Annotated in this window: 29 protein-coding genes and 1 riboswitch; of the genes, 26 read left to right on the top strand and 3 right to left on the bottom strand. The window is 40.7% G+C overall.

The genetic code is table 11. From position 1 onward, the window contains the following. Window positions 1-4: 4 nt before the first annotated feature. The 22 genes from T356_RS0112825 to T356_RS0112720 all read left to right on the top strand — a co-directional run bounded on the left by T356_RS0112825 (window position 5) and on the right by T356_RS0112720 (window position 16,766). A complete protein-coding gene (locus tag T356_RS0112825; protein ID WP_026514828.1) occupies window positions 5-379 on the top strand; it encodes a hypothetical protein in 375 nt (124 codons plus the stop codon). Window positions 380-476: 97 nt separating this feature from the next. Next, complete coding sequence (locus tag T356_RS0112820) at window positions 477-968, top strand: GNAT family N-acetyltransferase (RefSeq protein WP_026514827.1); 492 nt, start codon at window positions 477-479, stop codon at window positions 966-968. A 70-nt stretch (window positions 969-1,038) separates the two neighbouring features. Next, window positions 1,039-1,989 (top strand): DMT family transporter, encoded by a 951-nt coding sequence (locus T356_RS0112815; RefSeq protein ID WP_051563429.1) that lies wholly within the window; start codon window positions 1,039-1,041, stop codon window positions 1,987-1,989. A 26-nt stretch (window positions 1,990-2,015) separates the two neighbouring features. Next, window positions 2,016-2,885 (top strand): SMP-30/gluconolactonase/LRE family protein, encoded by an 870-nt coding sequence (locus T356_RS0112810; RefSeq protein ID WP_026514825.1) that lies wholly within the window; start codon window positions 2,016-2,018, stop codon window positions 2,883-2,885. 239 nt (window positions 2,886-3,124) lie between these two features. Beyond that, complete coding sequence (locus T356_RS0112805; protein ID WP_051563428.1) at window positions 3,125-3,511, top strand: DUF805 domain-containing protein; 387 nt, start codon at window positions 3,125-3,127, stop codon at window positions 3,509-3,511. 172 nt (window positions 3,512-3,683) lie between these two features. Then, window positions 3,684-5,156 carry a methyl-accepting chemotaxis protein gene (locus T356_RS0112800; protein ID WP_026514823.1) on the top strand — a complete coding sequence of 491 codons (1,473 nt, stop codon included), beginning with the start codon at window positions 3,684-3,686 and terminating at the stop codon, window positions 5,154-5,156. Window positions 5,157-5,342: 186 nt separating this feature from the next. Beyond that, window positions 5,343-6,038, top strand: coding sequence for a hypothetical protein (locus tag T356_RS0112795; RefSeq protein WP_026514822.1), 696 nt, complete (start codon window positions 5,343-5,345; stop codon window positions 6,036-6,038). Window positions 6,039-6,123: 85 nt separating this feature from the next. Next, window positions 6,124-6,201, top strand: a riboswitch (cyclic di-GMP riboswitch). A gap of 48 nt (window positions 6,202-6,249) precedes the next feature. After that, on the top strand, window positions 6,250-7,020 hold the full coding sequence (locus tag T356_RS0112790) for an AIM24 family protein (protein WP_026514821.1): 771 nt from the start codon (window positions 6,250-6,252) through the stop codon (window positions 7,018-7,020). Window positions 7,021-7,163: 143 nt separating this feature from the next. Continuing rightward, the gene (locus T356_RS0112785) at window positions 7,164-8,231 is read left to right on the top strand and encodes an SPFH domain-containing protein (RefSeq protein WP_026514820.1); all 1,068 of its coding nucleotides are present in this window, start codon (window positions 7,164-7,166) and stop codon (window positions 8,229-8,231) included. Next, window positions 8,231-8,428, top strand: a complete 198-nt coding sequence (locus tag T356_RS0112780) for a PTS ascorbate transporter subunit IIC (protein ID WP_026514819.1) — start codon at window positions 8,231-8,233, stop codon at window positions 8,426-8,428. Before T356_RS0112785 ends, T356_RS0112780 begins: the two co-directional genes overlap by 1 nt. A 163-nt stretch (window positions 8,429-8,591) precedes the next feature. After that, entirely contained in the window at window positions 8,592-9,299 is a 708-nt protein-coding gene (locus T356_RS21320; protein WP_197020914.1) for a hypothetical protein, read from the top strand. Between the two features lie 10 nt (window positions 9,300-9,309). Then, entirely contained in the window at window positions 9,310-9,768 is a 459-nt protein-coding gene (locus T356_RS0112770; RefSeq protein ID WP_026514817.1) for a LytTR family DNA-binding domain-containing protein, read from the top strand. Next, a complete protein-coding gene (locus tag T356_RS0112765) occupies window positions 9,765-10,187 on the top strand; it encodes a DUF6608 family protein (RefSeq protein WP_026514816.1) in 423 nt (140 codons plus the stop codon). The genes T356_RS0112770 and T356_RS0112765 overlap by 4 nt, the downstream gene beginning before the upstream one ends. Before the next feature lie 149 nt (window positions 10,188-10,336). Further along, window positions 10,337-10,894: a hypothetical protein gene (locus T356_RS0112760; protein WP_026514815.1), complete on the top strand. Its 558-nt coding sequence runs from the start codon at window positions 10,337-10,339 to the stop codon at window positions 10,892-10,894. After that, on the top strand, window positions 10,894-11,577 hold the full coding sequence (locus T356_RS0112755) for a response regulator transcription factor (protein ID WP_026514814.1): 684 nt from the start codon (window positions 10,894-10,896) through the stop codon (window positions 11,575-11,577). Before T356_RS0112760 ends, T356_RS0112755 begins: the two co-directional genes overlap by 1 nt. After that, window positions 11,574-12,809 carry a sensor histidine kinase gene (locus T356_RS0112750; RefSeq protein WP_035781139.1) on the top strand — a complete coding sequence of 412 codons (1,236 nt, stop codon included), beginning with the start codon at window positions 11,574-11,576 and terminating at the stop codon, window positions 12,807-12,809. The genes T356_RS0112755 and T356_RS0112750 overlap by 4 nt, the downstream gene beginning before the upstream one ends. Window positions 12,810-12,932: 123 nt before the next feature. Next, entirely contained in the window at window positions 12,933-13,454 is a 522-nt protein-coding gene (locus T356_RS0112745; protein ID WP_026514812.1) for a flavodoxin, read from the top strand. Between the two features lie 33 nt (window positions 13,455-13,487). Continuing rightward, window positions 13,488-14,330 carry an aldo/keto reductase gene (locus T356_RS0112740; RefSeq protein ID WP_026514811.1) on the top strand — a complete coding sequence of 281 codons (843 nt, stop codon included), beginning with the start codon at window positions 13,488-13,490 and terminating at the stop codon, window positions 14,328-14,330. 11 nt (window positions 14,331-14,341) lie between these two features. Next, on the top strand, window positions 14,342-15,100 hold the full coding sequence (locus T356_RS0112735) for a flavodoxin (protein ID WP_197020913.1): 759 nt from the start codon (window positions 14,342-14,344) through the stop codon (window positions 15,098-15,100). A 13-nt stretch (window positions 15,101-15,113) separates the two neighbouring features. Beyond that, window positions 15,114-15,773: a DUF4405 domain-containing protein gene (locus T356_RS0112730; RefSeq protein ID WP_026514809.1), complete on the top strand. Its 660-nt coding sequence runs from the start codon at window positions 15,114-15,116 to the stop codon at window positions 15,771-15,773. Between the two features lie 28 nt (window positions 15,774-15,801). Further along, entirely contained in the window at window positions 15,802-16,254 is a 453-nt protein-coding gene (tsaA, locus tag T356_RS0112725) for a tRNA (N6-threonylcarbamoyladenosine(37)-N6)-methyltransferase TrmO (protein ID WP_034461942.1), read from the top strand. A gap of 74 nt (window positions 16,255-16,328) precedes the next feature. After that, window positions 16,329-16,766: a GNAT family N-acetyltransferase gene (locus tag T356_RS0112720; RefSeq protein WP_035781135.1), complete on the top strand. Its 438-nt coding sequence runs from the start codon at window positions 16,329-16,331 to the stop codon at window positions 16,764-16,766. A gap of 86 nt (window positions 16,767-16,852) precedes the next feature. Here T356_RS0112720 and T356_RS0112715 read toward each other — a convergent pair whose 3' ends face one another. Further along, entirely contained in the window at window positions 16,853-17,302 is a 450-nt protein-coding gene (locus T356_RS0112715) for an Hsp20/alpha crystallin family protein (RefSeq protein WP_026514806.1), read from the bottom strand. A 1,005-nt stretch (window positions 17,303-18,307) separates the two neighbouring features. Here T356_RS0112715 and T356_RS0112705 point away from each other — a divergent pair. Next, window positions 18,308-18,901 carry a type IV toxin-antitoxin system AbiEi family antitoxin domain-containing protein gene (locus T356_RS0112705; RefSeq protein WP_026514805.1) on the top strand — a complete coding sequence of 198 codons (594 nt, stop codon included), beginning with the start codon at window positions 18,308-18,310 and terminating at the stop codon, window positions 18,899-18,901. Further along, window positions 18,898-19,731 (top strand): nucleotidyl transferase AbiEii/AbiGii toxin family protein, encoded by an 834-nt coding sequence (locus tag T356_RS0112700; RefSeq protein WP_026514804.1) that lies wholly within the window; start codon window positions 18,898-18,900, stop codon window positions 19,729-19,731. The genes T356_RS0112705 and T356_RS0112700 overlap by 4 nt, the downstream gene beginning before the upstream one ends. Window positions 19,732-19,874: 143 nt before the next feature. Here the strand turns inward: T356_RS0112700 and pdxT are convergent, their stop codons facing one another. Both pdxT and pdxS read right to left on the bottom strand, forming a co-directional pair. Further along, window positions 19,875-20,444, bottom strand: coding sequence for a pyridoxal 5'-phosphate synthase glutaminase subunit PdxT (gene pdxT, locus T356_RS0112695; RefSeq protein ID WP_026514803.1), 570 nt, complete (start codon window positions 20,442-20,444; stop codon window positions 19,875-19,877). 1 nt (window position 20,445) lies between these two features. Then, the gene (gene pdxS / locus T356_RS0112690) at window positions 20,446-21,321 is read right to left on the bottom strand and encodes a pyridoxal 5'-phosphate synthase lyase subunit PdxS (protein ID WP_026514802.1); all 876 of its coding nucleotides are present in this window, start codon (window positions 21,319-21,321) and stop codon (window positions 20,446-20,448) included. A gap of 117 nt (window positions 21,322-21,438) precedes the next feature. On the opposite strand from pdxS, the gene pdxR reads away from it, so the two are divergent. Then, window positions 21,439-22,482: a MocR-like pyridoxine biosynthesis transcription factor PdxR gene (gene pdxR, locus T356_RS0112685; protein ID WP_026514801.1), complete on the top strand. Its 1,044-nt coding sequence runs from the start codon at window positions 21,439-21,441 to the stop codon at window positions 22,480-22,482. Between the two features lie 305 nt (window positions 22,483-22,787). Beyond that, window positions 22,788-22,967: a hypothetical protein gene (locus T356_RS0112680; protein ID WP_026514800.1), complete on the top strand. Its 180-nt coding sequence runs from the start codon at window positions 22,788-22,790 to the stop codon at window positions 22,965-22,967. Window positions 22,968-22,975 lie beyond the last annotated feature (8 nt).

The following is a 22,975-nucleotide window of genomic DNA, read 5'->3' as shown; positions in this document are numbered from 1 at the left end:
AAATATGAAAAGAGAACTTGGAATAGCAAGGTGCGGACTGGCATGCTGCCTTTGCAGCGAGAATGAGCATTGCGGAGGCTGTGATTCAGGGGAGTGTCCGGGAACTGCTTGGTGCGAGAACAGAAAATGTTCTAAAGAGAAGAATTACGGGCATTGCTATGAGTGCGACAGCGATTGCAAGAAAGGAATGTTTGGCAAGATAAAGCCGTATGGATTCACGCTTTTTGTAAAAAGATACGGCGAGGACGAGTTGCTTGACTGCCTTGAGAGGAATGAGCGAAACGGTGTCGTTTATCACAGAGAAGGGATTATCGGAGATTATGATGATTTTGAAGACGTTGAGGAATTGATACGATTTATCAAGACGGGAGAAAAGTAAGATAGAAGCTGTTGGAAAGTCAGGAGGAACAGAAGCTTTGCGCCTTCGTGGGTTGAGATGACAGCAAAAAACGACGACAAGGAAAAGGACTACAGAAATGGAAAAAGAAAAAAGAATAGTAACAGCTACGGAACAAGACCGTGAGGAGATACTCGCGCTGTATAAAGCGCAGATAGGAAGGGAACTTTGTCCGTGGGATGAGTATTATCCGTCTAATGAAACGATTGATGCGGATTTTGCGCGTGACGGACTGTTTGTATTAAAGGAAGACGGGATAATTAAAGCAGCAATTTCGATTGATGAAGATGAGGAAGTTAACGGGCTTACGTGTTGGAATAAGAATCTTGAACCCGAGGGAGAGCTTGCAAGGCTTGCGGTTCTACCTACGGAGCAGAATAAAGGACTTGCGCGGATAATGCTTAAGCATGGCATGAAGGAACTTAAGAGACGCGGGTGTAACGGAATTCACATCCTGGTAGGCAAGTACAATACCAAGGCAATACGCTCATATGCGGTTTTTGGATTTGATGAAGTGGGTGAGTGCCATTTATATGACCAGGATTTTCTGTGTTATGAAAAAGAGTTGTGATTGTAATACATAATAATTGATATGCTATAAAATGTAGGAGCGTATGACTTGAAAGGATTAAAATCAAATTATGAAACAAAATGAACCACAAACCCCGTCCCCTAGGACCAAAAGCAGTTTGCTGCAGAACAAATTTATAGTCTGCCTTCTGGCAGTATTTTGCTGTCTTTTGTGGGGGAGTGCGTTCCCAAGCATCAAGGTGGGATATGAGATGTTTGAGATTGGCGCGCAGGACAGTATGTCGCAGATTCTTTTTGCGGGAATCAGATTCTTACTGGCGGGAGTGCTGACGATAATTTTTGGAAGCATTATTCAGGGAAAAGCTCTTTTTCCCAAGAAGACATCGTGGAAGATGGTATGCACGCTAAGCGTTTTTCAGACGATGCTGCAGTACTTTTTCTTTTATATAGGACTTGCGCATGCTTCGGGAGTGAAGTCGTCGATAATCAACGGAATGACGACTTTTTTTGCAATTCTTTTGGCTTGCCTTGTGCGGAAGCAGGAGCACCTGTCTTCGGAAAAGATAATCGGATGCCTTCTTGGAACTGTGGGAGTAATCATAGTTAGTTTGTCAGGAGGAAGCATCGATGCGGGATTTGCGCTTGACGGCGAAGGATTTATCCTGATCGCGGCGGTATCATATGCGGTTTCGTCCGTACTTATCAAGGAGTACTCCGTAAAAGAAAATCCGGTGACGCTGAGCGGGTACCAGTTCCTTATAGGCGGCTTTGTCATGATGGTTGTAGGCTTATTAGTCGGCGGAAGGATTCATCTGACGAAACCGATTGGAATCCTGCTTATCATATATATGGCGCTTATTTCGTCGGTTGCGTACTCGATATGGGGGATTTTGCTCAAACACAATCCTGTTTCGGCAGTCACAATCTACGGCTTTTCCAATCCGATTTTCGGGGCGCTGTTGTCGGCTTTTTTCCTTGCGGAGTGGGATAAGCTTAATCTGCGGTATGTTGCGGCTCTTTTGCTTGTCAGTCTCGGAATATATGTTGTTAACAGGAAGTAGTTTCAGATGTTTTGTGGAGGTGCATGATGAGTGGTCTTAATGGCGGTAAGTACAATGTGGAATGTGTCGGCAATGAGAGGTATGCGCTCGGCGAGGGGCCTTTCTATGATCCGAGATTTAAGCGGCTTTCGTGGGTTGACATCATTGGGCAGAAGGTCTGGTTTATTAAGGATGGGAAAAAAGATTGTATAGAATTACCACAGCCTGTCGGGGCCGCGATTCCGCTTGCCGGTTCGGAAGGTTTTGCGCTTGCGATGAAAGACGGAATCTATGTTTATGAAAATGGGGAGATTTCTTTGCTGGTGGATCTTAAGGGCGTTTTCAAGGATTACTGGCGCTCGAACGATGCCAAAGCAGATGCGAAAGGACGCATATGGTTCGGGGCATCGGTGATTGACGGTGTCGACCACGAGGCGGAAGGGAATCTTTATCTTTTTGATAAGGGCAAGGTTAGTGTTAAGGTAGAGGGGACGAAGATTTCCAATGGTATGGCTTGGAGCTCCGATAAAAAGAGATTTTTCTTTTCCGATTCCTTGGAAAATGCCGTTTTTGTCTTTGATTACGATGAAGAGAGCGGAATTCTGCAGAATAGGAGAGAACTCTTCCATGTAGATGAGAATATTTCTGACGGTCTTACGATTGACAGTGAGGACAATCTCTGGGTTGCCTTCTGGGGCGGAAGCAGGATAGAAAAAAGAAGCGGCGCGACGGGAGAGCTTCTTGAAAAAATTCCAATTCCAGCAAAGCAGGTGACATCGTGTTGCTTTGGCGATGATGATATGAAAACACTATATGTTACTTCTGCTGCAACAGGACTGGACGGGGAGTTTGACGGATGCCTGTTTAAGATAAGGACAGACGTAAAGGGAGTTGCGCCGGATTATTGTAATAGATAAGAGGAATAATGGGGAATAGGGAGATTAATTAAGAAAAAATGGACCACAAACCCCGTCCCTCCGGCTTGTTTTGGTTGTGAAAGATTAGTGAAAAAATGTGAATAAAAAGTTGTTGAAATATTAAATTAAATGACGTATAATAACCATGCTTGAACTTGAATGTGCGAAAAAATTACCGTGATAACAAATATATCCGGTATAAGTAAAACAAAGGAAAGAGTTATAGGAGGATTATTCAAATGTCATTTACAGAAGCAATTGGTTCAGTTTTTTCAAATTATGCAAATTTTTCGGGAAGAGCACGCAGAAGTGAGTATTGGTACTTCACTCTTCTTAATGCCTTGGTTGCAGGTCTTGGGTCTGGTTTAACGGTTGCAACAGACGGAAAGCTTGGTTTTGTATCAGCTATTTGGTCACTGGCTGTATTTATTCCGGGACTTGCAGTTACAGTAAGAAGACTTCATGATGTAGGAAAATCAGGATGGTATATGCTTATGGCTCTTATTCCGTTGGTAGGTGGAATCATTCTTCTTGTTGCTGAAGCAACTGATTCACAGCCCGGTTATAATCAGTATGGTCCTAACCCTAAGGGAATCGGAAACAACGATCAGCAGATGATGTACTAATTAAATATAAGATTATATTGAACCTCGCGATGATTTCGTCGCGAGGTTTTTTCTGTAATTTCATTTAAGATGTCATACAATTATGAAAAAAGTGTAAAGATATTCAATATTTACGTAAATGCGTGAAAAGGTGATATAATTTATAATAGATGTAAAACGAAGGGAGTTTGCTATGCAGGAAAATCATTTAAAACGCACTTGTAAGCTATTATTTCTTGTTCACGTTATAACAACGATCTTTACAATTATAGGTCTTGCTTCTCAGATTGCGTTATCGGACCTTGCTAAGATTAGGGGGATTATTCCGCTAATTATTGTTATTGTGGTATTTGTCGCTGATACTGCTTATTTATTTATCAGTAAAGGCGGTGTTATGTATATAAGGTTACTGGCCATAACATATTCTGTTGTATATTGCGCAATGCTTAACAGCGGAAATACTGTTACATCGTATCCATATATGATTCCATTTCTGATCGTATTTGTTCTTACACTTGATAATTTTAGTGTAAAGGTCGGAGTTGTCGGTTTTGGAATTTCTAATTTTATAAGAGTTATCCTGACTATAGCCACTTCTGCAAATGTTCAGGATGACATTGAGATCATAATGATCGAATCTATCATTTCGATTCTCACTATAGTAACGGTTCTTAAGGGATCGGGTCTTTTTATGCGATTCTTCGAAGAGTCTCTTGAAGAGGTTACATCGGTTTCGGATAAGAACAAATCTATCACTGATAAGATCACTGAGGTTGCAGAAAGAGTAGTTGATGATGCCAATTCCATGAGCGATGCGCTTAAGACAATCGGTGAGTCTGTAGAGCTTCTTGATGAGACGATGGAAAATATCATGGCAGGAACACAGCATACCGCTGAAGCTATTACCAATCAGACAACACAGACACATGATATTCAGGATATTATCGATGATACCAAGAAGAGTGCGGAAGTAGTCGACGGAATTAACAAAGAGGCTGCGGAAGCACTTAAGGAAGGTATGAGCGTTATGGAGTCATTGTTTGAAGAAGTTGAGAAGGCCAGAAAGGCAGGAGATAACCTTCAGACAGCGGCTGATGAACTTCGTTCCAATACAGAAGACGTTAGTGGAATCACAAGTATTATCCTTTCAATTTCATCTCAGACCAACCTTCTGGCACTTAATGCTTCGATTGAGGCTGCAAGAGCGGGTGAAGTAGGTAAGGGATTTGCGGTAGTTGCTGATGAAATCAGAAATCTTGCAGAGCAGACAAGGAATGAGACGGAAAATATTACCCGTATCATCGAGATCCTTACGGCAAATGCCGATACGGTTGCGGATTGTGCGACTATCAGTTCTCAGTCGGCTAACCGCGAGACTGAATATACACAGAATGCATCCAAGAAGTTTGAATTTATTCAGGATAAGTTAATTGAGCTTGGTAAAGCAATAAAAGAGATCAGTGATTTCATTTCATCTCTGAGCAGCTCGAACAATGAGATTGTTGACAGTGCAAGTACATTGTCGGCAACCAGTGAAGAGATAAGCGCAAGCTCTACAGAGGCAGCAAAGGCCAGTGCTCGAAATGTTGAACTTATTGCGAAGTTCAAAAAGTCGATGGATGAAATCATAGAAAGAATCACAGAGCTTCAGAAGTATACTCAGTAATGTGCAGATAATCAAATAGCAGATATTTTAAGAATCGGTACACCGAAACAGTGGTGTTACCGATTCTTTTTTGTTTCATGAACGGAAGAATGAAAAGAAATAAAATTTTATATTAACGTTTTTTGGGTGAAATACTTATGCTATTATGTATTGGGAAAGAGACAAATAGAATAGTGAGGTGAAGATATGTCGATAAGAGTGTACAAAAACATTAATGATGCGTATCAGCCAAGAAATATTGATTTGTTATCGCTTGCAAGAGAGCAGGACCATCAGCCGACCAGTATAAAAGATACCGAAATAGGAAAAGATATACAGCCTATTAAAGTGGATATCTCTCCGGAAGGTCTAAGAGCTCTTTTAGCATCAAAGTATCCCAATCAGATTTCCACAAAAACCTGGAATGAACAGTACGAGACCAGATTTGAATATCAGGAGATCACAAGTTTTCGTGACAGACTTTCTCTGGATATGTATGAGAAAGTTGAATCGTTTCATTCTGCCGGTGAGATAACTCTTTCTGCAAAAAGGGAAGCGCTTATGGAGAGTTTTAAGTCAATCGCGGATGAGATATCTTCCGGATATGAAGACGGTACTAGGATAAGATATGTGGAAGATGAGGAATCGGAGGACGGATACAGGAGGTTGTCCAAAGAAGAGGAACTTGCTGTTTTGCAGCAGGATTTCGATGATTTTGTTGAGGAAAGATTTGGTGAAAATCGTCGGATGAGCACCAGGGAAGTGCTTGATACGTTGAAGGTATTCGGGAATGTTATGATGGACATTTCCTGGCTTAAATATTATGAACCTGAAGTAATACCGGAGGATTTTATAAACGGAATGCTTGACGAGTCGCGGGAGTACATCGCGGGGCTTAAGTAAAAAAGGTGTATCTTAAGTAAAAAAGGTGTATTAAGAAAATCTTTTGCATAAGTAACGTCAAAAAGTTATAATATATATCATTAAATAATTACATTGGCAAACATACAGTGATGTATGGACGCAAAGTCGTAAGTCTTTGAATTAAGATGGTTTGGCTGCAGGATTAAAAAAATCTTGCAGCCTCTTTTTTATTAAAAGGAAGGGGTAAATAATGAATATTAACAATTTTGAGAATTCAACAAGAAAGTTTGTGGAGAGCAAGGAGAACTTTTACTTGCTCGAGTATATGCGTGATTGCAGCGTTACTCCGATGACTGCGGAAACAGAGTACTACATGAGCAGGATGGGAGTGCGCAAGAGACAGGTTGTTATACAGCTTGACGATAGTCATTCTGCAGTGATACAGGCAGGAGCAATGCAGTGGATGGCAGGAAATATCAATGTCACAACAGGTGTAAAAGGGGTTGGAGATCTTTTTGGAAAAATGGTAAAAGGCGCAGCTACAGGTGAAGCTGCCATCAAGCCTGAGTATGTAGGAAACGGTTATCTTGTGCTTGAGCCTACTTATAAGCATATTATTTTGGTGGATGTTGCCGAATGGGGAGCAGGCATCACTATTGAGGACGGCATGTTCTATGCTTGTTCCGGATCTGTGAATACAAACCTGGTTGCAAGAAGGAATGTTTCATCTGCAGCGCTCGGCGGAGAGGGACTTTTTAACCTTAGTCTTTCGGGCTACGGAGTTGCTGCTTTGGAAAGTAATGTGCCTTATAATGAGCTTGTTGAAATTGAGCTCAACAATGAGACATTGAAGATTGACGGAAATCTTGCTATGTGCTGGTCTTCAAATCTTGAATTTACTGTTGAGAGAACAACAAAGACACTTATCGGCTCAGCAGCCAGCGGAGAAGGCCTTGTAAATGTGTATAGAGGAACAGGTAAGGTTCTTATGAGCCCTGTTGCGCCAACAAGAGTTATGTGAAATATTCGATGAATACTAGAGAGCAGTCGCTTTTGCGGAGTGGCTGTTCTTTTTTGATGCTTTTTTTCATATGTTGACTTTTGAAATAAAAGTGATATCATAATGATATCAGATGGATATTTTTCAAAAGAGAGGTATGCAATATGAATGAGAATGTAAAAGAAAAGGTAATTAGCAATAACAAAAACGGAATGCAGATGATGCTTGTGATATCGGCAATATATGCATTTTCAATATTTCTTCTTGTTGTGACGGCGATAGGGCTTGACGGTTCGTCAGTGCTTATAACTGGTGTGCTGGGGAGTGGAGTGAATCTGTTTTTGTTTATTCTTAGCTGTATTTATGTTTCGCTTGGATGGTTTCCTTATATCGGACTTAAAGTTTTAAAGCCGGGTGAAGCTTTGGTGCTTACTCTTTTTGGTAAATATATCGGTACGATCAAGGAAGAGGGGTTCTACTATGTGAATCCTTTCTGCATGGCATGTAATCCTGCGGCAGATACTAAGCTTGGCCAGAGTGGTGATATAGCTGAGAAAAAGAATGTTGTTGGAATATCCATCACAGGAAGTGATGCACAGATTTTTTCAGGTTCATCTTCGAAAAAGATTTCCCTCAAAGTCATGACACTCAGTAATTCAAGGCAGAAAGTAAATGATTTTCTCGGAAATCCTGTTGAGATCGCGGTTGCGGTTATGTGGAGAGTTACAGATACAGCAAAGGCTGTATTTGCGGTAGACAATTACAAAGAATATCTTTCTCTTCAGAGTGATACGGCTGTAAGAAACGTTGTTAAACTGTACCCTTACGATGTTACCGAGAATGTAGATACTACAGGTGACGGACAGGCTGATGACGGAAGTCTTCGCGGATCTACTGAAATTGTGGCACAGAAGATCAGAGAGGAGATCCAGTCAAAAGTTTCTGAGGCCGGAATAGAGATTGTTGATGCAAGGATCACATATCTTGCGTATGCTCCCGAGATTGCGGCAGCTATGCTTCAGAGACAGCAGGCATCAGCCGTTGTTGATGCAAGAAAGCTTATTGTAGACGGTGCGGTTGGAATGGTTGAGCTTGCGCTTGAGAGACTTAACGAAAAAGAGCTGGTTGAGCTCGATGAGGAGAGGAAGGCAGCTATGGTATCCAATCTTCTCGTAGTTCTTTGCGGAAATCATGACGCACAGCCGGTTGTTAATTCGGGAAGCTTATACTGATGGCAGAAAAGAAACAGGTACCGCTTAGACTGAATGCGAAGTTATACGATGCGCTTGCTGCCTGGGCTGAAGATGACTTTCGTTCTGTTAACGGTCAGATTGAGTATCTGCTTACCGAGTGTGTGAAGCAGAGGAAGAAAGATGGCAAGTACGTGTCAGAGCACTTGGACGAGCCACCGGAATTTGATATTAAATAAAATCGAAAAAGTACCAAGCGGAGCAGAATTCGCAAGGTACTTTTTCTTTTTGCAACTTAGACATTCCCGGTTGCAACTTGGCACCATAAATATTGAGAGGAAGCTCCTTTTGCCGTAAGGTATGCATATGAGATGCAACGACTAGCGGAAAGGAGCTTTATTAATGAAAACAATGACGGTTACAAAAGAGAAAAACACTTTTTTACAAGGGCTTGATTTTTTGACTTACGGGCTTGAGATATTTGGATTTATCGGATTTGAACTGGTGCTTGCTTACGGGATTGAATTCAATGTATATGGATGCAATTTTAAGGGATTTACAGTGATGCAGAGTATTTTACACTGGGTGTTAACCTGCGCGGTATGGCTGTTTGGAGCGTTTATTGTTGTCAGAGATTGTGCTGTGAAAACAGGTGTTGATCTTATTAGGGACTTTAAGGAAAAGAGCTTTATTCAGGGGGCAAAAGAAATGTCTTTTTTCCAATGGATATTACTTATTGCAGGAACGGCGCTCTGCCTTATCTCAACATGGATAGACTGGGGCGGAAGCAAGGTGGCAAAAGAGCTTGCGAGTAACGGAGTTCTTTTTCCGATGCAGTATCTGTACTATCTGGTTGAAGTTGTTATGGTGCTTCTGATCATTGTTTTCGGGCAGTACGCATTTGAAAAGTGGTTTAAAAATGATAAGATTCCATATGGAGGGATTCTGGTGGCGCTCACCTGGGGACTTGGACACTGGTTTACGAAAGGATCGCTTGTAACCGGCATCTATACTGCAATCGTGGGATTCGTTTTTGGGAGCGTATATATTCTTACAAGAAGAAATATCAAGCTGTCATACCTGTTCCTCTGCATCATGTTCATTTTATAAGGGGTAAAAAATGAGACTCGTTAAGACCAGGGAAGAAGGCATCGAGGAAAACTATTTAGAATTACATTATGATGAGATGGACGAGGAGACGGTCGCGGTGCTTGAGAGGCTGCGGCCTGCTCTTAAGTATATAGAGGGAACTACGGATGGTAAGAGGCTTACAGTGCCGCTTGCCGATATGTACTATTTTGAAACGGTGGACAGGAAGACTTTTGGATATACCAAGGATTCTTGTGTCGAGGTAAAGGAGACTTTGCAGGGGATAACCTATGAGCATGCAAGCGCAGGCTTTGTGCGGATAAGCAAGTCATCTGTCGTTAATCTCTACAAGATAAAAAAGCTTCAGGGGGATCTTAACATGAGAACCCTGATATATCTTAAAAATGATGAGTGCCTTGTGATGAACAGGGGCTACAGAACAGAGTTTTACAAGGCTTTAGACAAACTGCGCGGGAGGAAAAAGGCGTGAAGATAATTAACAGGAACAATTTCATATCTATTGTCTGTGTCAGCTTTACGCTGATTGTCTGCGGTAAACTCTTATATGAAAAGATGATCGGTTTTAAAGATAATAACTATACCGCGAATATCTTTATGTGTCTTGGAATTTCTGTGCTTGCAGTAGCTATTTTGTCCCTGCACTACCATTTGCAGCATCTTCCCTTTGTTTCGGTGGTAATCGGACAATATTTGCTTTTGATAGGACTTGTTTTTGCGGGTGTTTGGATTTCCGGACATTTCACGGACAACGCGCCATCAGCCTATAGGGATATGTTCGTGTCCGTGACAGTTCCGTATGTAGTTGGGGCGGTAGTTTATTATGTCAGTTTTTTTCTGCAGATAAGAAGGGCAAATGAGATATTTTTGGGACTGGATAGCAGGGAATAGACATGATTTATCACGTAAAGTGATTTTATATTCATATTTTAATCTGTTTTTAATCTTTCAAAAATCTTATATTAATCTTGAGTGTGTATCATTTCAGATATCAAATGAACAAACAATTCATATATATCTGAAAGGAAGGTTATAGTATTATGGAAAATAACGAAATGATTGAAAAGCTCATAGAGAAGACAGGCGTATCCTATGAGGAAGCAAAGGCGGTCCTGGAGGAAAAAAACTATGATATTCTTGACGCTGTTTTGGAACTTGAGCGTCAGGGTAAGACAGATGCACCAAAGGATGGCAGTTATACAGCCGGAGCAAGTCAGGACATGGAAAATGTTAGGAAGTTTGAGGTTGCTCAGAAGCAGTATGAAGAAGATTGCAAGAAGAACAACTTCAAGGAAGGTTGCAAGAATCTCGCTGATTTCTTAAGAGCAATGTTCCGAAAGAGTCTTGAGATTGACTTTAACATAAGTAAGGACAATAAGAAGGTTGCAAGCGTACCGCTTTTGGTATTGATACTTCTTTTGATCGGATTCTTCTGGGTGACCGTTCCGCTTATCATAGTAGGTCTTTTCTTTGGAATAACTTATAATTTTACAGGTATAGATAAAGTGGTCGTAGATGTCAATGAAGTTTGTGACAAGGCATCTCAGACTGCCGAGAACATCAAAAACGAATTTAAAAAGGAAGAAGAGAAGAAATAATGAGCAAAATATTAATCGTAGAAGATGAGGCACAGCTGGCACGTTTTGTTGAACTTGAACTTATTCACGAAGGAAATTCTGTAGATAAGGCTGAGGATGGTAGGACAGGCCTTGATATGGCTCTTTCTAACGATTATGATCTGATTCTTTTAGATGTTATGTTGCCCGGCATCAATGGCTTTGAAGTGCTAAGGAGAATAAGAGTCAAAAAAGAAACTCCTGTTATCCTGGTAACGGCAAGAGATGCTGTAATGGATAAAGTATCAGGCCTTGATGCCGGAGCAGATGATTATATAACCAAGCCTTTTGCTATAGAGGAGCTGCTGGCACGTATCAGAGTTGCGCTTAAAAGAAAGGGCGCATCCGCGGCAGTTTCCAGACAGCTTACTGTAGGAAAAGTTACTATAGATCAGGACAGGCATGAAGTATGCGTTGATGGAAATCCTGTGGAGCTCACTAATTACGAGTTTGAGCTCCTTAGGATTCTTATGGAGAATTGCAATATAGTTCTTGATAGGGAACGTCTTATAAATGAAATCTGGGGCTATGATTATGATGGTGAGACCAATGTTGTTGATGTCTACATCAGACATCTTCGCACCAAAATAGATGATAAATATGGCATTAAGCTTATCTGGACAGTCAGAGGTGTCGGATATGTTATAAAAGAAGGGCAGCTATGAATAATGTAAGCAAACGTACATCATCAATAGCAAGACGAATCAATACAGCTTTCTGTTTTAATAAACTGAAAGCTTTTTTTACATTGGATTTACTCATGGTTCTGGCTTCGTTTGGGTTTTTTTGCCAAAACAGTTTCCGTACGATTCCGGAAGGAGAGTCGGTCAAAAGGTTTTCTATAACCGGTGACAGTTACGAAAGTATAGTTCTTAATTTTTTTACGGACATCTCCGAGTATAGTTTTCCTATGGACGAATACGCCCATTTCATGGGGATAATCCTGATTGCGGTTATCGCCTATCAGCTTCTGAACTTATTATTTTCTTTTGCCCATACTTCTAAGATCAGAAGAAGCCTCAAACCCTTGAATGAACTGGCATTGCAAGCAGAGGCTATAAGTGAGGTGCCGCTTGATACAACCAAATTTGAAGAGCTTGAAGAGGCTATTTTGAAAGTCCCTGTTGATAAAAAAGGTGCAAGGATATCAACGGGAGATAGGGATCTTGCCAGTATAGAAGCTGCGCTTAACAGCTTGATCCACAGGATGCAGGATGCAAGAATGCAGCAGGCAAGATTTGTCGATGATGCTTCTCACGAGCTTAGAACTCCTATAGCCGTTATTCAGGGCTATGCCAACATGTTGGACCGTTGGGGAAAAGACGATCCGGCTGTCCTTGAGGAATCCATTACAGCTATCAAGAATGAATCCGAGAATATGAAAGAGCTCATCGACCAGCTTCTTTTCCTTGCAAGAGGGGATAACGGCCGCCAGAAGTTGTCAATGGAAAAGCTTAATCTTTCCGATGTGATGAGAGAAGTCTGGGAAGAGTCAATGATGATAGATTCAGAACATAAGTATCTCTTTGAGGATGGTGAGAACTGTTATATTAATGGAGACCTTGCCATGATCAAGCAGTCTGTCAGAATATTTGTCCAGAACGCTGCCAAGTACTCTGATAAGGGCAATACTATTAAGCTCTCTGTAAAAAGAGCCGGTGATAAGGTTTCGTATATGGTTCAGGATGAAGGTATTGGTATGGCGGGCGAAGAGCTTAGTCACATCTTTGAACGCTTCTACAGATCCGATAAGGCCAGAAATTCATCCACCGGAGGATCAGGCCTTGGTCTTTCCATAGCAAAATGGATCATTGATGCTCATCAGGGAAGTGTGGAAGTCATCTCCAGGCAGGATATTGGGACAAGAATGACGGTGACGTTCAGGGCATCTGACTGATTTGCGTTGTGCTTTGTGTATAAAGAATACCAGCACTTCGTTCCTTTCAAATATTCTGTGTGATAATTTTATCAACGAAGCGAATAAACACAGTTCACGAGTTTTTCATTGGAGGCTAACACGATGGCTAAAACACTGATAGCATTCTTTTCAAGAGCAGATGAGAACTATTTTGGCGGAGCAATGAGATACGTAAAGATCGGGAACACCGAGATCGTAGCAGGGATCATGAAGGAGCTGGTCGATGCGGATACATATAAGATTGAGATGAAGGATCCTTATTCACCGGTGTACATGACCTGTATCGATGAAGCGAAGAAAGATAAGCAGAATAATGCAAGACCCGAGCTTACCGGATACTTAGACAGTATCGATGAGTATGACACAATCGTTCTTGGTTACCCGAACTATTGGGGGACTTTCCCGATGGCAGTCGCAACTTTCCTGGAAAGATATGATTTCACCGGAAAGACCATCCTTCCACTTTGCACCAATGAAGGAAGCGGAATGGGATCCAGTGAGAGTGATATTAAAAAGTCTGCCAAAGGAGCAACAGTAAAGAACGGACTTGCAATCACTGGTTCTAAAGCTGCGGATTCCAAGGATGCGGTAAAGAATTGGTTTGCAGCTAACGGTTTGATCTAAAAAAGGATGGTGACAGAGATGGAGGGGTGTACAATGGAATATGTAACACTTAATAACAAACTGGAATGTCCTGTAGTCGGGATCGGAACATTTATGCTTTCGCCTGCCGATGCGGAAAACAGTGTAAGAGAAGCGCTTAAGATGGGATATCGTCTCATTGATACTGCAAATGCATATGTAAATGAGCGGGCAGTAGGAAGAGGTATGAAGGACAGCGGAGTAAAGAGGGAAGAAATCTTTCTCTCCACAAAGCTCTGGCCCAGTGAATATGAGAATCCGAATGCTGTGGATGAGACTTTGGAGCGCCTTGGTGTTGACTACGTGGACCTTCTTTATATCCATCAGCCTGCCGGCAACTGGCTCGCAGGATACAGACAGCTTGAGAAGGCTTATAAGGAAGGCAAGGCAAAGAGCATCGGTATCTCAAATTTTGAAGGAAAGTATATTGAGGAGCTTGAAACAAAGTGGGAAATCGCACCGCAGTTTATTCAGGTAGAGGCTCATCCATATTTTACACAGAAGGAACTGAGAATAACGCTTGATAAGTATGACATCAAGCTTATGAGCTGGTATCCCTTGGGACACGGCGATAAGAGTCTTATAAATGAACCGGTATTTGCCGAGCTTGGAAAGAAGTACGGAAAATCTCCCGCACAGATCATTCTCCGCTGGCATACACAGATGGGATTTGTGGTGATCCCCGGCAGCAAAACGAAAGACCATATCAAAGATAATCTCAACATTCTCGACTTTAAGCTGATGGACGAGGAGATGGCTAGGATCGCGGAGCTTGATAAGAATGAGAGATATTATCACAGGACAGATGAGCAGCTTGTCCAGTTTGCAGGCTGGAGACCTGATTTTGAAAAGGGCTGAGGTGAAGATCAGTGAAGAGAAAAATGAGAATTCTAAGTTTGGTTCTTACAGCGCTTATGGTAACAGGTCTTGGCGGATGTGGAAGCACAGATAACAGTATAGAAAGTAATGCGCCGCAAAACAGTACGGTTGTGAATGATCAAAACACAGAGGCAGATACAGATACAGCTGAAGCTTCGATAGCAGTGGAAACGCCCCAAACTGAGAAAGAAACGGTGGAGCCGGAACCGGGAAGTGAAAACAGTGATATTTTGGTGGTGTATTTTTCACGCACCGGCGAGCAGTATACGGTAGGCGTCATTGACAAAGGAAACACTGCTATCGTGGCCGAAATGATCTCTGAGGAGACAGGAGCTGATCTGTTTGAAATAATCCCGGAAGATGATCACTACCCGATGACGTATTCTGAACTGACAGATGTAGCAAAACAGGAACAGAACAATAATGCCAGACCTGCATATGCGAAAGATGTGCCGGATCTGTCGCAGTATTCCACCATATTTATAGGCGCACCTGTCTGGTGGGGTGACTGGCCGATGATCATGTACACATTCTTTGAGAATAACGTAGAAGGTTTGTCGGGGAAAACGCTGATTCCTTTTTCCACACATGAAGGATCGGGTCTTTCAGGTTTTGATAAGAAGCTTTCTTCAGCCTGTCCGGATGCAACGGTTTTAGACGGACTTGCCATAAGAGGAAACGACTGTCAGAATGATCAGGACAGCGTCAGGAAAAAAGTCAGCGAATGGGTGACGGGACTGGGATATTAGAGGAGTGATTTGTTTGAAAAAGAAGATCAGGATTATAATCGATATCTCTATGACAGTCATGCTACCGTTGCTTATGGCATATTCTCTGATAGGAGAATTGTTTCATGAGATCACCGGGAGTCTTCTCTTTATACTGTTTATTATCCATCATATATTGAACAGAAAGTGGTATGGCTCGATTCCCAAAGGAAAATATAGTGCGAAGCGTATTTTTCAGACCATCCTTAACGCGTTTCTGTTGGTGTTTATGATATTGCAGCCGTTAAGCGGTATCCTTATGTCAAAGCATCTATATATTTTCTTGCCGGATTTTTATGTATCAGCCCTTGCAAGGAGTGTACATATGTTGTTTGCTTACTGGGGATATGTGCTTTTATGTATTCATGCGGGAACACATATGTTGCCAATGTTTACTGCAAAGAAAGTAAATGGCCTGAAGAGAGTCTTATATTTGACCACCGGTGCACTGTCAGTTTATGGTGTCGTGGCGTTTGTCAAGCGTGACTTCCCGGGATATATGTTTGGTAAGACAATGTTTGCATTCTTTGACTATGCAGAACCCAGGGTTTATTTTTTTATCGACTATATCGCGATCATGATACTGTTTATGATGACGGGATGTCTGCTGACGTATGTATTAAATATGATAAGCAATAGATCCCCAATAAGGTGAATAAAATCAGAAGTTTGAGGAGACAATTATGATAATCGAAATGGAACCAATTGGATATGTTAGAAATGAAGTAAAGGACAGAAAAGATGTTTCTTGGGGAGAAGACGCTTCTTCTATAATATTGGATGAAGAGTATATCTCCGGTTTGAAAGGACTTGAAGATTTTTCTCATGTGAATATCATTTATCATCTTGATAAAGCGAAGTATGAAAAGGACAAGCACCTTCAAAGAAGGCCTCAGAATCGAGATGACATGCCATTAGTTGGGATTTTTTCACAGCGTGGAAAAGATAGACCTAACCGTATCGGAATGACCTCTGTAAAAATAGTTTCCGTTTCTGAAGACAGAATTGTTGTTGAAGGTCTTGATGCTGTAGATGGCACCCCGGTTTTAGATATAAAACCATATTATCCAGTATATGATAAGAAAGATGCATCCGTTCCAGAATGGGTTGAACGTTTGATGGAACATTATTTCTAAAAGGGAAATTTCCGTTTGAAGGGATGGTGAGTTCTTTCCGAAGATAAATTGCAGTAGAGGATGTATATTTGATCATGATAAGAAAAGCAAGTGTAAAAGACTTATCGCGTATAGCGGAGATACAGATTTTTAACTATCGTTTGTATTTTTATCCAATATTTAAGGCAGATAAGTACTATTTTGAGGAGCTTCAAGTACCGTCTTTGATGCAGAAGTATGAAGCTGATATTGACAGTGTCTATGTTTACGATGATGGAGTGGTCAAAGGTTTTATAAAAATTGAAGGAACCTATATATCTAGACTGTTTGTAGAGCCTGTTCTTCAAAATGCCTCTGTTGGTTCAAAATTATTAGAATTTGCAATTAATAAGCATCATGCGGATCATTTGTGGGCATTGGAGAAAAATGAAAAAGCTATACGCTTCTATGAAAGACATGGTTTTGCTCTAACAGGAGAGAAAAAACTTGAAGAAGGTACAACGGAATATCTTATCCAACTGAGAAGAATATAAAACCGGAATATATTTTCAGTTTAAGATGCTTGGAACACCTGTTGGAAAAGAAAGGCCTGCGGGAAATCCGCAGGCCCATTTTAACATCATCCTTCGATGAGTATCTGTTTCTTTTCGGGAAGCTTCTCTTTGTCCTTCTTAGGAAGGGTGAGATTCAAAACTCCATGCTTGAAGCTTGCCTTGATATCTTCTTCGGTGATGTTCTCGCCGACATAGAAGCTTCTCTGCATTGATCCGGAATAACGCTCCTGCCTGATAAGTTTGCCCTTCTTATCCTTTTCGTCCTTATCCAGACCTTTGTTTGCACTGACAATGAGATATCCATTGTTCAGCTCCAGACCAATCTCTTCTTTCTTGAAGCCGGGCAGGTCGATATCTACTTCGTAGTGATCGTCATGCTCATGAACATCGGTCTTCATCATCCTGTCGGCGTGTCTGCCATACAGCTTTCTTTCGGTTCTGTCCAGATCTCTGAAATCCGGGAATACGAACCAGTCGTCAAATAAATCTTCTCCAAAAATACTAGGTCTTAACATAATGATTACCTCCTTTTCACTCAATACTGTTAATAGCTACTGAGCAAGGGGAAGGAGGGATTAGATCATTGGAACATCCCGTTCTTTTGGTCTTCTCTGTTCCTCTGTTCGATTATGTTATACCACTAAGATTAGCACTCGTCAAGAGAGAGTGCTAATAATATTTGTGAAATATTTGTAAACTGTCTATGCCGTGTGAGCAGAATGCACATATACATGGCTATAGGAAATTCGTTAAAATTGTCCCTTGAATCATGTTTATTTTTTATGCGCGAGGAGGAGGTAAAAAATGAACGGAAACGAGAACAGGTATGATGAATACCAATACGAAGGTATAAAAATTGTCGATTTAGCTGATTGGCTGTTAGAAGCATGAATTAGCCAAAAGCAGAAAAAAATTAAAAATGGCTAATAGATATAAGATTCCGAATTTAAATGTAAATTATTTCTTATAGTTTTTCCGGAATTTGGTGGCAATGTGAGGATTACGGATAAGGAGCGGAGATTCAAAACGATATCTGGCAACCGGTATAAATGAGCCTGCTTATTCCGGCGAATGGAAGTTGGTCTATCCAAAGAATATTAAGAGAATGAAAAACGGAGGGCTAGAAGATCTGCTATAGACAGTCTTGTATTTTCAAAAATAAAATCAGATTTGTTCCCGGTTCTGGCTGTGAAGGATAAATCTCCTTATAAGCCTATAAAAGCTCTCAAAACCGCATGGAATAAGGCTTTGCGAAAAATTCTATCCCTATAAATCTTGTTATAGATTCATAAAATTCATAAAAAAATGGCACTCCCGTGGCACTCGATGGCACTTGCGGGAGTTCCGTCGGAACTATAATAATTGTCCCCAAATCAGCAAAATTGAATATGCAGAAAAACGCTAAGTCGCAAGCAATTTTATGCTGATGGACAAAACTATAGTCATCAGCATACTTTACAATGGTGTATATATAGTGTAAAATGTATACACCAATGCAAGGTTTGCTTGAGGTGACATATATGACTAAGTTTGAAGAGATTGATAAATTGTTGGAACAAAATGATGGATACTTGTTTTCAAAAGATGTAGAGAAAACCGGAATATCCAGAACGTATTTGGCTAGCTATGTTAAGGAAAGAGGACTGGAGAAAGTATCAAAAGGAATCTATATTTCGCCGGATACATGGGAGGATGAACTGTACATTCTCCAACTTCGTTATCCAAAAGTTATTTTCTCCGGAGAAACTGCGCTGTATCTTCATGAAATGATTGATAGAGAATACTCAAAGATTACTGTGACGGTCCCACCAAGATTTAATCGGACCAGATTATTGTCTGAAGGGGTTGTGATTCGGCAGGAACAGGAGGCTAGTTATAATCTTGGAATCACAGAATTACAAACAAATTTTGGAAACACAGTTAGGGTCTATGATGTGGAAAAGACGATCTGTGATCTTGTAAAAATGAGAGGCAAAATAGAAGTTCAACATTATCAGACTGCAATTAAGTCATATATGAGAAGAAAAGACAAGGACTTAACGCGTTTGCTTAAGTATGCAGAAACTTTAAAAATTCGAGATGAAATCATGAAATACATTGAGGTGATGGTATGATAAAAACTGCTATACAGCTAAAAGCAAAGATAAGAAATATATCCGGTAGTGATAGCAAAGTTGCTATGACTATGATACGAGTATTCTTTATGGAAAGATTTTTGGAACGTGTTTCAATATCAGCGTATAAGAATCAGTTTGTGTTAAAAGGTGGTATGCTTGTCTCTTCGTTGATTGGGTTAAATAGTCGCGCAACAATGGACATTGATGCTACCGTTCAGGCGCTTCCATTGACGCAGGAAGAGATTGAAAAGATTGTAAATGAAATTGGTGGGATTCCGTTAGAAGATAATGTGTCTTTTGAAATCAAATCCATAGAAACAATTATGGATGAATTTGATTATCCGGGGGTACGTGTTCATATGGAAGGAAAACTTGATAATCTTAAGCAGCCGATTAAAATTGATATATCGACTGATGATGTAATAACCCCGCGGGCGGTAGAGTATGGGTATCAATTGATGTTTGAAGATAGAGATATTGAATTGCAGTCATACAATATCGAAACTCTATTAGCTGAAAAATTACAGACTATTCTTAGCCGTGGATTGGCGAATACGAGAGCGCGAGATTTTTATGATGTTTACGAGATTACTCATAAGAAGTCTTTTGAGAGAGAAACATTAAAGACAGCATTTTTAGCTACGTGTAAGAAAAGAGATACAGTGTTCACGTCTGAACAGATGCAAACGGTTCTTGAGGACATAGGTTCTGATATGGAGATGAGAGAACGTTGGAACCAATTTAAGAAAAATAATTATTATGTTGAGGATTTAAGCTTTGATGAAGTAATGGATTCTGTTCAAAATCTAGTGGTATCTTTCTTATAATAGGATTACGAAGGATACTTAGGCTTAAGTGTCCTTGATTAATACAAAACAAACCCGTCCGGGAATGTCAATGACAGAGCAGGTTACTCTGGCGATTGACGTGCCTGGACGATGGCTTTTGTTATTCTTGGGTGGCAAAGTAGTTATTGGTTGGCAACCATATCACAAAAATATTTATGAATATGTAGAGAGTCATTAAGCTCAGGATGAAATGCAGTTACTAGTTGATTTCCTTGTCTTGCGGCAACTATGTGACCATCAACTGTAGCAAGTGGTCTTGCTTTTTCTGAAACTGCTTTGATGTAAGGAGCTCTGATAAATGTCATAGGAACAGTACCAATTCTCTCAAAATCAGCCTCAGTGTAAAAGCTTCCAAGCTGTCTGCCATAGGCATTTCTTTCAGCTACGATATCCATAGTCTGTAAGTAACTGCGGTCATCATTATTTATTTTATCTGCTAAAAGTAGCAATCCTGCGCAGGTGCCAAATACAGGTAGTCCGTTTTCAATCATTTTCTTTAATGGCTCAAAAAGTCCTAGTTCCTTAAGGAGCTTTCCCTGCACGGTACTTTCTCCGCCGGGAATAATTAAGCCATCAAAATCTTTTTCCAAATCTTTTTGTTGTCGGATTTCTATAGTGGACACACCAAGCTTTGAAAGTATTTTTTCGTGTTCTATAAAGGCTCCCTGTAGAGCAAGTACAGCGATGTTCATCTTATTTACCCCTTTCAGCCATAAGCAAATCAATTTCCTGTTCGTTAATTCCCACCATTGCTTCACCTAAATCTTCTGAAAGTTCTGCAAGCATTTTTGCATCTGTAAAATTGGTGACTGCTTTAACAATTGCGGCTGCTCGTTTTGCAGGATCTCCTGATTTGAAAATACCAGAGCCTACAAAGACTCCTTCGGCACCAAGCTGCATCATAAGTGCTGCATCTGCAGGAGTAGCTACGCCACCGGCTGCAAAATTTACAACAGGAAGTTTGCCATTTTCATGAACGTATTGAACAAGCTCGTAAGGGACTGCCAAGTCTTTTGCAGTATTGAAAAGCTCATCCTCTGACATTGAACTGATACGTCTGATTTCAGATTGCATTAAGCGCATATGCCTGACAGCTTGCACGATGTCACCTGTTCCTGGTTCACCTTTTGTGCGAATCATTGATGCACCTTCATTTATTCTGCGAAGGGCCTCACCTAAATCCTTGGCACCGCATACGAATGGTACATCAAATTTTGTTTTATCAATGTGATATTTATCGTCGGCAGGAGACAAAACTTCTGATTCATCGATGTAATCTATTTCAATAGCCTGAAGAATTTGGGCTTCTGCGAAATGTCCGATACGGCATTTTGCCATTACAGGAATTGAAACTGCATCCTGAATACCTTTTATCATTTTAGGATCACTCATACGGGAAACGCCACCGGCTGCGCGAATATCAGCAGGGATTCTTTCTAGTGCCATTACAGCGCAGGCACCAGCAGCTTCGGCAATTTTGGCCTGTTCCGGAGTAGTTACATCCATGATGACTCCACCCTTTAACATCTGTGCGAGATTCTTGTTTAATTCATAACGATTATTCAACATTTTATTGTTCCTCCTTGATTGATGAGGAAATTATAGAATATAATTGCATATATTAAATACCCAGTATGGAGAAAAAATATATATGCAAAATTCAAATAAAGCCTCAAACGATAAAAAATGCCCCAATACATACGTATTTACGATAGATTAAAAAAGAATATAATTTCTGGAGATTATCCATACGGAACCAGGCTCCCATCCAGAAAAACAATGGCAGATGAAATGCATGTTAGTGTAATAACCATAAAGCATGCCTATGAGCTGCTATGCGATGAGGGGTATCTTGAACCCAAGGAGAGAAGCGGATACTATGTGATTTTTCGAAAGGAGGATGGTTTTGTATCCACAGCAAAAATCTTAAGCCATGAAAGCCATACTTATCAGAGAACTACCTATGCATTTCCTTTTTCAGTATTAACGAAAACTATGAGAAAAGTAGTGAATGATTATGGCGAGGCCATACTGGAAAGGCCAGCAAATAAAGGGTGCGAAGAAACCAGAGAAGCTATAAGAAAATATCTGGCTAGAAATAGAAATATACATGTGGATATAAGCCAGATAATCATAGGCTCTGGTGCAGAATATTTATACAACCTCATCGTCGGATTGTTTGGCAAGGACACTGGTTTTGCGCTGGAGTCCCCATCCTATAAAAAAATAGAGCAGGTCTATAGAATGTCTGGGGTTACCTGCCAGATGCTGCCACTTGAAGAAAATGGTATAGCAAGTTCGGCACTGCTAACCACTACAGCATCGGTATTACATATTTCTCCTTACAGAAGTTTTCCATCAGGGGTAACTGCGTCCGCATCTAAAAAATATGAATATATCAGGTGGGCTGCACAAGGTGAGCGCTACATAATTGAGGATGATTTTGAATCAGAATTTTCTATATCAAGCAAGCCTGAGGAAACTATGTTTGCTATTTCTGACAGAGACAATGTCATATACATGAATTCATTTTCCCAAACCATTTCTCCTTCACTTCGTGCTGCCTATATGGTGTTGCCAAAGCATTTGACGGAGGTATTTGATGAAAGGCTTGGATTTTATTCCTGCACAGTTCCTACATACGAGCAGCTTGTGATAGCTCAGCTCATCAATAGTGGTGACTTTGAAAGACATATTAATCGAGTCAGAAGGAGCAAGAGGAAGGCATAAAAAGTGCCAATTTACTGCCTGTCGGAGGTTATAATCCACTAAAATGTCGTTGGTTTTGCTGTATGGTTGTGTGGTATCTTCTGTATTCTTTCAATCATATTTAAGATGATTCCATGTGCGATCTTCTTTGCGGCGATACTGATAGTCATGTTTGCATGTTTGTTCGCGGCAGCCAATATTCAGCTTTTCTTAGAATCAGCTCACAGAGTATTAAAAAGAGTATAAAACTAAATAAATGATATAGACCAAGGGACAGTTTTTCCAAAACGGAAGAGCTGTCCCTGTCTTTTTGAAAGGAGAAGCATATGGCGGCAACGAGACTTATGGCTCTTCATCAGATCAGGGGCAGAACCATCGCAGAGAGCTTAAAGGAGCGAATGGATTATACAGAAAATGATCTTAATACCGAGGCGAAAAAGTATATTTCAACTTATGGCTGTGATATCGAAACTGCGGATGAAGAGTTTTTGCTTTCTCAATCGTAGTACCACAA

The sequence above is a fragment of the Butyrivibrio sp. LB2008 genome (assembly GCF_000621565.1).
Classification (GTDB): domain Bacteria; phylum Bacillota; class Clostridia; order Lachnospirales; family Lachnospiraceae; genus Butyrivibrio.
Note: the sequence above shows the minus strand (reverse complement) of the source record. Positions and strands in the feature narration are given on the sequence as shown.